This is a genomic window from Curtobacterium sp. A7_M15, assembly GCF_030705415.1.
Taxonomy (GTDB): domain Bacteria; phylum Actinomycetota; class Actinomycetes; order Actinomycetales; family Microbacteriaceae; genus Curtobacterium.
In genome coordinates this window covers 1-8,174 of sequence record NZ_JAUZED010000136.1, presented here as the reverse complement: position 1 = coordinate 8,174, position 8,174 = coordinate 1, and the positions used below count along the sequence as shown (strand labels likewise).

6 protein-coding genes are annotated in these 8,174 nt (G+C 73.4%); 5 read left to right on the top strand and 1 reads right to left on the bottom strand.

Annotated features, from left to right (window positions below):
• Positions 1 to 32: 32 nt before the first annotated feature.
• Positions 33 to 1,028, bottom strand: a complete 996-nt coding sequence (locus tag Q7F20_RS16700; protein WP_305741195.1) for a LacI family DNA-binding transcriptional regulator — start codon at positions 1,026 to 1,028, stop codon at positions 33 to 35.
• A 96-nt stretch (positions 1,029 to 1,124) separates the two neighbouring features.
• Here Q7F20_RS16700 and Q7F20_RS16695 point away from each other — a divergent pair, with 96 nt between their 5' ends.
• From Q7F20_RS16695 to Q7F20_RS16675, 5 genes are all read left to right on the top strand, one after another.
• Positions 1,125 to 2,339, top strand: coding sequence for a Gfo/Idh/MocA family protein (locus Q7F20_RS16695; RefSeq protein WP_305741194.1), 1,215 nt, complete (start codon positions 1,125 to 1,127; stop codon positions 2,337 to 2,339).
• Positions 2,336 to 3,355 (top strand): sugar phosphate isomerase/epimerase, encoded by a 1,020-nt coding sequence (locus Q7F20_RS16690; RefSeq protein WP_305741193.1) that lies wholly within the window; start codon positions 2,336 to 2,338, stop codon positions 3,353 to 3,355. The genes Q7F20_RS16695 and Q7F20_RS16690 overlap by 4 nt, the downstream gene beginning before the upstream one ends.
• A gap of 135 nt (positions 3,356 to 3,490) precedes the next feature.
• Positions 3,491 to 4,483, top strand: coding sequence for a MoxR family ATPase (locus Q7F20_RS16685; RefSeq protein WP_305741192.1), 993 nt, complete (start codon positions 3,491 to 3,493; stop codon positions 4,481 to 4,483).
• Entirely contained in the window at positions 4,483 to 5,814 is a 1,332-nt protein-coding gene (locus tag Q7F20_RS16680; RefSeq protein ID WP_305741191.1) for a DUF58 domain-containing protein, read from the top strand. Before Q7F20_RS16685 ends, Q7F20_RS16680 begins: the two co-directional genes overlap by 1 nt.
• A complete protein-coding gene (locus tag Q7F20_RS16675; protein ID WP_305741190.1) occupies positions 5,811 to 8,159 on the top strand; it encodes a DUF3488 and transglutaminase-like domain-containing protein in 2,349 nt (782 codons plus the stop codon). Before Q7F20_RS16680 ends, Q7F20_RS16675 begins: the two co-directional genes overlap by 4 nt.
• Positions 8,160 to 8,174 lie beyond the last annotated feature (15 nt).

Here is an 8,174-nt window from a genome sequence, read left to right as displayed (position 1 = left end):
CTGCGCGCCGCGGCGCCGCACGGCCGCCGCCGTCAGGCGCGCGGGGGAGCGGTCGTCGACCGGACCACGAGCGACGGCGGCACGAGGACCCGCGTCGGCTCCGGCCGTGCGGCCGCGCCGATCAGCTCGACGAGCCGGTCAGCTGCGAGTCGCCCGACCTCGTCGTTGTGCGGGTCGACCGTCGTCAGGCGTAGCAGGGGTGAGGCGGCGAGCGGGGTCTCGTCGTTGCCGACCACCGAGACGTCCTGCGGCACCCGGAGTCCGGCTTCGTGCACGGCGGCGATCGCGCCCATCGCCATGACGTCGTTCGCGGCGAACACCGCGGTCAGGTCCGGGTGGTCCCGCAGTGCGGTGGCGGTGCTCCGGTAGCCGGTCTGCTCCGAGGTCGGGCCGTCGCCGTACACCAGCGGCTCGATGCCGGAGGCGACCATCCGGGCGACGGTGGCCTCGCGGCGGACGGCAGCCGGGCCTCCTGAACCGGTGACGTGGGCGATGCGGCGGTGACCCAGTCCGACCAGGTGATCCGCGGCCAGGCGTGCGCCTGCGGATTCGTCGGACGCGACGACGTCGAGTCCTTCCGGGAGGTCGGCCCGGACGCCGGCGACGACGACCGGGGTGTCGACGGGGACCGTGAGGTCGGGGAAGCCCTCTGCGGCGAGCACGACCCCGTCGACGCGGAGCGAGAGGAGGTCGTCGAACGGCGAGGAGCCGAGGTGGGCGTTCGCGCGGGTGTCCGCGAGGGTGAGGCGCAGGCCCTGCGGGGTGAGCGCCTCGCGGATGCCGTCGAGCATCGGGACGTACCAGGGGTTCCGGAAGTCGTCGACGACGACGCCGATCGTGCGCGTCCGGGTGCCGGCGAGGATCGCGGCGGCTCGGTTGGGGCGGTAGCCGAGCTCCGCGGCAGCGGCGAGGACAGCTGCTCGACGGGTGTCCGACACACCGGGGTCGTCCCGCATCACCATCGAGACGAGCGACTTCGAGACCCCGGCGAGGGTCGCGACGTCGATGATCGTCGGCGGTCGGGACACGCGGCTCCTTGACAGGACATGGGTTGGTGCGTCTACAGTCTACCGACGAACTCTGGAACGTTCCAGAACCACCGCGTACTTCTCGAGGGAGAGAACATGAGCGACAGCATCGGCGTCGCCGTCATCGGCGCCGGCATGGCCGGCAAGGCCCACATGGCCGCCTGGCGGAACGCACCGTCCCTGTTCGGTCGCACGCTGCCGCCCGTCCGGCTCGTGTCGGTCGGCGACGTCTACGAGCCACTCGCGGCCGACGCGGCAGCACGCTTCGGGTACGCCCGGCACGACACCGACTGGCGCGCGATCGCCGCGGCCGACGACGTCGACGTGGTGAGCGTCGTGGTCGCGAACACGCTGCACCGCGAGATCGTCGAGGGGCTCCTCGCCGCCGGCAAGCACGTGCTGTGCGAGAAGCCGCTCTCGGACTCGCTCGAGGACGCGCGGGCGATGGCGTCCGCCGCGTCGCTCGCGGCCGACCGTGGCCTCGTCGCCCGGGTCGGCTTCACCTACCGTCGCGCCCCGGGCCTCGCCGCGATCAAGCAGCTCGTCGAGGACGGCACGCTCGGTCGGGTCCTGCACGTCTCCGCTCGGTACTGGACCGACTACGGCTCCTCGCCCGACGTCCCCTTCTCGTGGCGTTTCGCGGGGGCCCCGGGGACCGGTGCCCTCGCCGACGTCGGCTCGCACCTGACGTACATCGCGGAGTTCCTCGCCGGCGAGGTGCAGAGCGTCAACGGCGGCGTGTTCACCACGGCCGTCACGAAGCGGCCGATCGCGGCCGGGTTCGCCCTCCGCGGTCAGGCCGCGCCGCTCACGGGCGAGTTCGCCGACGTCGAGAACGACGACTACGCCACGTTCAACGCCCGCTTCGGCGACGGCACGGTGGTCGGCTCGCTCGAGGTCTCCCGTGTCGCGACGTCCCACCCGAACGGGCTCGTCGTCGAGGTGTTCTGCGAGCACGGCGCCGCACGCTGGGACCAGGAACGCGCATCCGAGATCGGCCTCGCACTGCAGTCCGACGGCTCGCGGCTCGGCGGCTACCGGCAGGTCGTGCTCGGTCCGGACCACCCCTACGTCGCCGGAGGGATGGCGATGGACGCGCCCGGTGTCGGCTGGGGCCAGAACCAGATGTTCGAGTACCAGGCGCGTGCGTTCCTCGACGAGGTGGTGGGCAACACGACCGACCCGCTACCGGCGAACGCCACGTTCGACGACGGCGTCCACAACATGGAGGTCCTCGACGCGGTGGCCCGGTCCGCTGCGCACGGCGGGGCGACCGTCGAGGTCACCGAGACCACGGGGGTGCGCGCATGAAGCTCGGCCTCTACGACGCGATCTTCCACGACCGCCCGCTCGCTGCGGCGCTCGAGGCCATCGCACGCAACGGCCTCACGGGCATCGAGCTGAACACCGGGGGGTTCCTGCCGCCGGTGCACGTGCCGAACATCGACGAGATCCTCGACGACGACGCGGCCCGCGACGCCTTCCTCGCGCAGTTCGACGGCACCGGGGTGTCCATCGCCGGCCTGAACTGCAACGGCAACCCCCTGCACCCCGACCGGACGATCGGCGATGCCCACGCCGAGGACATCCGGCGCAGCATCCGCCTCGCCGCCCGCCTCGGCCAGGACCGCGTCGTGACGATGTCGGGTCTCCCCGCGGGCGAACCGGGCGGAACGCGGCCGAACTGGGTCGTGAACGCCTGGAACTCCGCCGCGCTCGACGTCATCGAGTACCAGTGGAGCGTCGCGGTGCCGTTCTGGCAGGAGATCGACGCCCTCGCTCGCGAGCACGGGGTCAAGGTCGCGCTCGAGCTGCACCCGCAGAACATCGTGTTCAACCCGGCGACGATCCGCGAGCTCGTCGAGCGCGGCGGGCTGACGAACGTGGGCGTCGAACTCGACGCGTCGCACCTGTTCTGGCAGCAGATGGACCCGGTGGCGGTCGTCCGCGACCTCGGCCCGCTCGTGTTCCACGCCGCCGCGAAGGACGTCCGGATCAACCCGCACGCGGCGATCAACGGCGTGCTCGACAACTCGTTCCGTCGGCTCTCGCCGGACGAGCCGCGCACGAACCTGGGCGGCGACGAGTGGGCGAACGAGTGGCCGAAGCCGTCGGCGTGGGACTTCGTCGCCCTCGGCAAGGGGCACGACGAGGCGTACTGGACGGCGTTCCTCGAGGCCCTGCACGAGGTGGACCCCGAGATGTGGGTGAACATCGAGCACGAGGACACCGAGCTCGGGCGCGAAGAAGGCGTCACCGTGGCGGCGCGGGTCCTCGTGGCTGCGGACGCGGCGCTGGCGGCGCGCGCCCGGGACGTGACCGCCTGACGGACGGGAAGCGCGGTGCGGGCCGGCACCGCGCCTCCCGTCCGTCGACCGGTCACTTCGGTGACGCATCCTCCGGTCCCTGTCACCGGTGCGATGTAGCATGCACGACACGTGTCCCGAGACGAGGAGGCCTGCGTGCCGGAACCGACCGACCCCGCCTTCCCGATCGAGCGCATCCGGGACGTCGGCGACGACATCATCGCGGCCGTTTCCACCGTCGTCGACGGCAAGGCCGAGGCCATCCGCACCGCGCTGACGGTGATGCTGGCCGAGGGGCACCTGCTCGTCGAGGACGTGCCGGGCGTCGGCAAGACCGTGTTGGCGAAGGCCCTCGGCGCGTCGGTCGGCGGCTCGGTGAACCGCATCCAGTTCACCTCGGACATGCTCCCGTCGGACGTCACCGGCGTGAACATCTTCGACCAGTCCTCCGGCACCTTCCGCTTCTCGCCGGGCCCGGTGTTCGCGAACGTCGTCATCGGCGACGAGATCAACCGCACGAGCCCGAAGACCCAGTCCGCGCTGCTCGAGGCGATGGCCGAGGCGCAGGTGACCGTCGACGGCGTGACGCGGAAGCTGGACAGCCCGTTCATGATCGTCGCCACGCAGAACCCGATCGACATGGAGGGCACCTACCCGCTGCCCGAGGCCCAGCGCGACCGCTTCATGGCCCGCGTGACGATGGGGTACCCGAGCGCCGACGCCGAGCGGCAGATGCTGTCCAACCGCGGCGGTGGCGACCCGCTGGCACATCTCCGTCCGATCGTCGACGTGGACACCCTCCGCGACCTCATCCGCTCCGTCCGCACGGTCCACGTCGCGCCCGACGTCGAGGCGTACATCGTCGCGATCGTCCGGGCCACCCGCACGCACCCCGACATCGTGCTCGGCGCCAGCCCTCGGTCGACCCTGCACCTCGCGCAGGCCGCCCGTGCGCACGCCGCGCTGCTCGGCCGTCCCTTCGTCACACCGGACGACGTCGCCACCCTGGCGCCGGTCATCCTCGCGCACCGGCTCGTGCCGGTCGCCCGGGGCCTCGGCGGGACCGGCGACGACACAGTCCGTGACATCGTCGTGCGGATCGTGTCCGACACGGCCGTGCCGTTCACGGCGACCCCCGTCCGCTCCTGATGTCCGGCTCCCCGGCACCGACGTCGCTCGCGCTGCGTGCGGGCGCCCTGCGCTCCGGGGCGGTCCGCTACGGGCGGCGGGGCCTCGCGCTGCTCCGCCGCACACCGTTCCCCCGACCGACCGTCCGCGGGTGGACCGTCATCGCGGTCGGCATCGGGCTGATCGGCGGCGGCCTGGTGGGGACGACGAGCGTCGCGGTGTCCGCGGGGCTCCTCCTCCTCGTGCTCGTCGTGCTCGGCATCGTGATGGCGTTCGTCGTCGCCGCACCGCTGCGCGGCAGCCGGAGCACGGCGCGCGCGATCATCCAGGTCGGCGAGGTGTACCGCGAGCGGATCACCCTGGGTGGGACGAGCTTGCCGATCGGTCCGCGATCGATGCTCCTCGTGCGCGAACAGCTCGACGACGCGCTCGTCAGCATGGCCACCGCCGAGGCGTACGCCGCCGTCGGGCCGAACCTCCCGCCGGCGGTGCTCGACGTCGAGGCCCTGGCGATGCACCGTGGGCGCAGCGTGGTCGGTCCGGTGACGATCCGCGTCGAGGACCCCTTCGGTCTGCTCCGCATCGACCGACCGGTGGTGCGGGCGGAAGAGGTCGTCGTCGTCCCGGCCTCCACCCCGCTCGCGTCGATCGACGCCGGTGCACTCGCCGGAGCCGTCTCCGCCGACGAAGGCCGGGTGGGTCAGGGCGGTTCGGCCGACGACAGCGAACTCCGTCCCTACCGCCCTGGCGATCCCATCCGCCGCGTGCACTGGGCCCAGAGCGCCCGCCGCGGGGAGCTCCACGTCCGCCAGACCACCCAGGCGCAGCCACCGGAGGCAGTCATCGCGCTCGACGTCCGACGCGAGTCCTACCAGCGACTCGGCCGCGACGACCTGGCCGAGCTCTCGGACCTCGGCGGGGACGCGGCGTTCGAGCACGCGGTCGTCGTCGCCGCGAGCGTCGCACGCGCCCTCGCCGCGCGGACCTCGCGGGTGGTGCTCGTCAGTGACGGGCCGTCGGGCAGCACGCGACACACGGGAGACGCCGGCGGACTGACCGACGTGCTCGTGGGGCTCGCCGACGTCCGGGTCCGCTCCGACGCCCGCGAGGTCACCGAGGTCCTGCCGGACGTCCGCGGTCGCGACGTGCACGGCATGACCGCCGTCGTCACGGGCAACTGCACCGCCGAACAGGCCGCCGAACTCGTCTCCGCGACGACCGGGTCGAGCCGGGGGATCCTGGCGACCATCGTGCCGCCGGACCCGGTCGTGCGGGGGATCCTCGACCGCGGCGGGTGGCGGACCCTGGTGGTCCCCGTGGCCGGCGCCCACGCTCCCGGGAGCATCCGGTGAGCGGCGTCGCCACCCGCCCGGTCCCGACGCGGAGCGGCACGCGGCGCGAACCCGACGGCCACGTCGACCGGCCGGACTCGCCGAGTCCCTGGGTCGTCGCGCTCGCGCCGGTGCCCGTCCTGATCGCCGCCCTCGCCATGCGTCCGCTGGTGCAGGGCATCGCGTGGTGGGTGTCCGGCGTCCTCGTCGCCGCCGTCCTCGTCGGCACGCTGCTCGCGGTCCGCCGTCGGGCGCCCGGCGTGCGGTTCGTGGCACTCGTCGCGGCGCTCGTGGTCTGCTCGTGCGCGGCGGCGGTCGTGAACGACGTGCAGCCGCTCGGGTGGCTCGACCGCAACGGTGCGCTCGGCGAGACCCTCGCGGCGATCCGGCTGAACCCCGCGCCGCTGCCGCAGTCCGACGCGATCCGGCTCATCGTCACGGTCGCGATCGGCTGGGTCGCCGGGGTCTCGCTCTTCCTCGCGGCCGTCGCCCCGACCGCTGCGCTCGCCGCCGTCCCGGCGCTCGTGATCCTCATCGTGCCGGGCGTCGTCACCGGGGCGCCCGCGGCACCCGGGCTCGTGATCGCCACCGGCATCGCGTTCCTCGTCCTGCTCTGGCTCTCGGTCCGACCGGTCCAACGGGCCTTCCCCGCTGCGGTCGTCGGAGCGATCGGACTCGTCGTCGCCGTGGGACTGCCCGCGGTCGTGCCACTCAACGCGAGCTGGTTGTCCGGCGTCACGGGGGCGATCCAGTCACCGGTGCAGCCCGGACGCCCCGGCACGCTGCTGAACCTCGGGCAGGACCTCCGGCAGCCGAACGAGCTCGAGGTCTTCCGCTACCGCTCGTCCGACGGCCGCCCGGAATACCTGAAGCTCGCGAACCTCGACGAGTTCGGCACCGGCGACTGGGTCCCGACCACCACCGACGCCGCCAAGTCCGAGACCGCCGACCAGCAGCAGTGGGCGGTCGGCATCAACCCGCGGCTCTCGACCCGCGGCGACGTCACGATCCGGGTCACCGGCCTGTCGAGCAACTACCTGCCGGTTCCCGCCGGTGCGGTCTCGATCGAGTCGCGGTCGACGAACCTCGACCTGTCGCAGTGGCGTTGGATGGGGGAGTCGAGCACGGTGCGGTCCACCGGTCCGGCGACCCCGCGCGGTGCCACCTACGAGGTCTACGGCGCCTCCACCTGGGCCGGCGAGTACCTCGACGCGATAGCCGGCTCCGGCCTGCTCGGACGCGCCGACGGCCGTGGGTTCGCGACCCCCTCGGCCAACCAGCTCCGGACCGATCGCGAGCTCCCGGACAAGCTGCCGGTCAGCATCTCGCGGACGGCGCAACGCGTCGCGGGCAGCGCTGCCACCGACTACGAGAAGGGCCGCGCGCTCGAGCAGTGGTTCCGCAGCGACCTCTTCACGTACTCCGAGACCGCTCCGGTCGAACAGGGCTACGACGGCGACAGCATGGACGTCGTCGCGAAGTTCCTGCAGGTCCGCGAGGGCTACTGCGTCCACTTCTCCTCGGCGATGGCGGTGATGGCACGCACGCTCGGCATCCCGTCGCGCATCGCGGTCGGCTACCGGGCAGGTACCACGCAGGCCGACGGCGAGTACACGGTGTCGAACCGGCAGCTCCACTCGTGGCCGGAGCTCTACATCAAGGGCGCCGGCTGGGTCGCGTTCGAGCCGACCCCCGACTCCGACGCCGCTGCGACGCCCTCGACCGAGGCCACCAGCACCCCCTCGGCAGCGGCCCCGGAGACGCCGCTGCCCGCCCCGGGCGAGTCCGCTCCCGCAGCGTCACCCACGCCGACACCGAGCGCGTCCGCCGCGCCGGGAGCCGCCGGGTCGACCGGCGGTGGAGGCAACGCACCGCTGGGGCTCGCGGTCGGGCTGGTGCTCGCGGTGGCGCTCCTGGTCTCGCCCGCGCTCGTCCGGCTGGTCCGACGGCGGACACGACTCGGTGCGGTCCGCTCCGGCCGGGCACCGGCGGTGACCGCCTGGCGTGAGGCGCTCGACGACGTCGCCGACCACGGCTACGCGCCGGGGCTCGCGCCGCCCGGTGACGCGGCTGCTGCTGCGCGGACGGCACGGGCGGTGCTCGGACGGCTCCGACCGTCGGTGCCGGCGTCGGCCCTGCCGCACCTCGAGACGATCGTCGATGCGGTCGACCGCGAGCGCTTCGCCGCGGGCGGTGCGGCATCGGTGGACGCTGCGGCGTTGCTCACGGCGGTCCAGGAGGCGCGGGTCGCCCTGGACGCCTCGACCTCCGGTGCGCGGGTCCTCCGTTCGCGTCTGTTCCCGCCGAGCCTGCTGCCGTCGTCGGCCTGGTCGCACGAGGGGCGGCGGGCGCGCCGCGCAGCGTAGCGCCGCCCGGCGCTA

What these genes read in the sequence shown, in the direction of transcription:
- Q7F20_RS16695 (WP_305741194.1), top strand. Translation starts at nt 1,125, where the DNA reads ATGAGCGACAGCATCGGCGTCGCCGTCATCGGCGCCGGCATGGCCGGC.
- Q7F20_RS16680 (WP_305741191.1), top strand. Translation starts at nt 4,483, where the DNA reads ATGTCCGGCTCCCCGGCACCGACGTCGCTCGCGCTGCGTGCGGGCGCC.
- Q7F20_RS16690 (WP_305741193.1), top strand. Translation starts at nt 2,336, where the DNA reads ATGAAGCTCGGCCTCTACGACGCGATCTTCCACGACCGCCCGCTCGCT.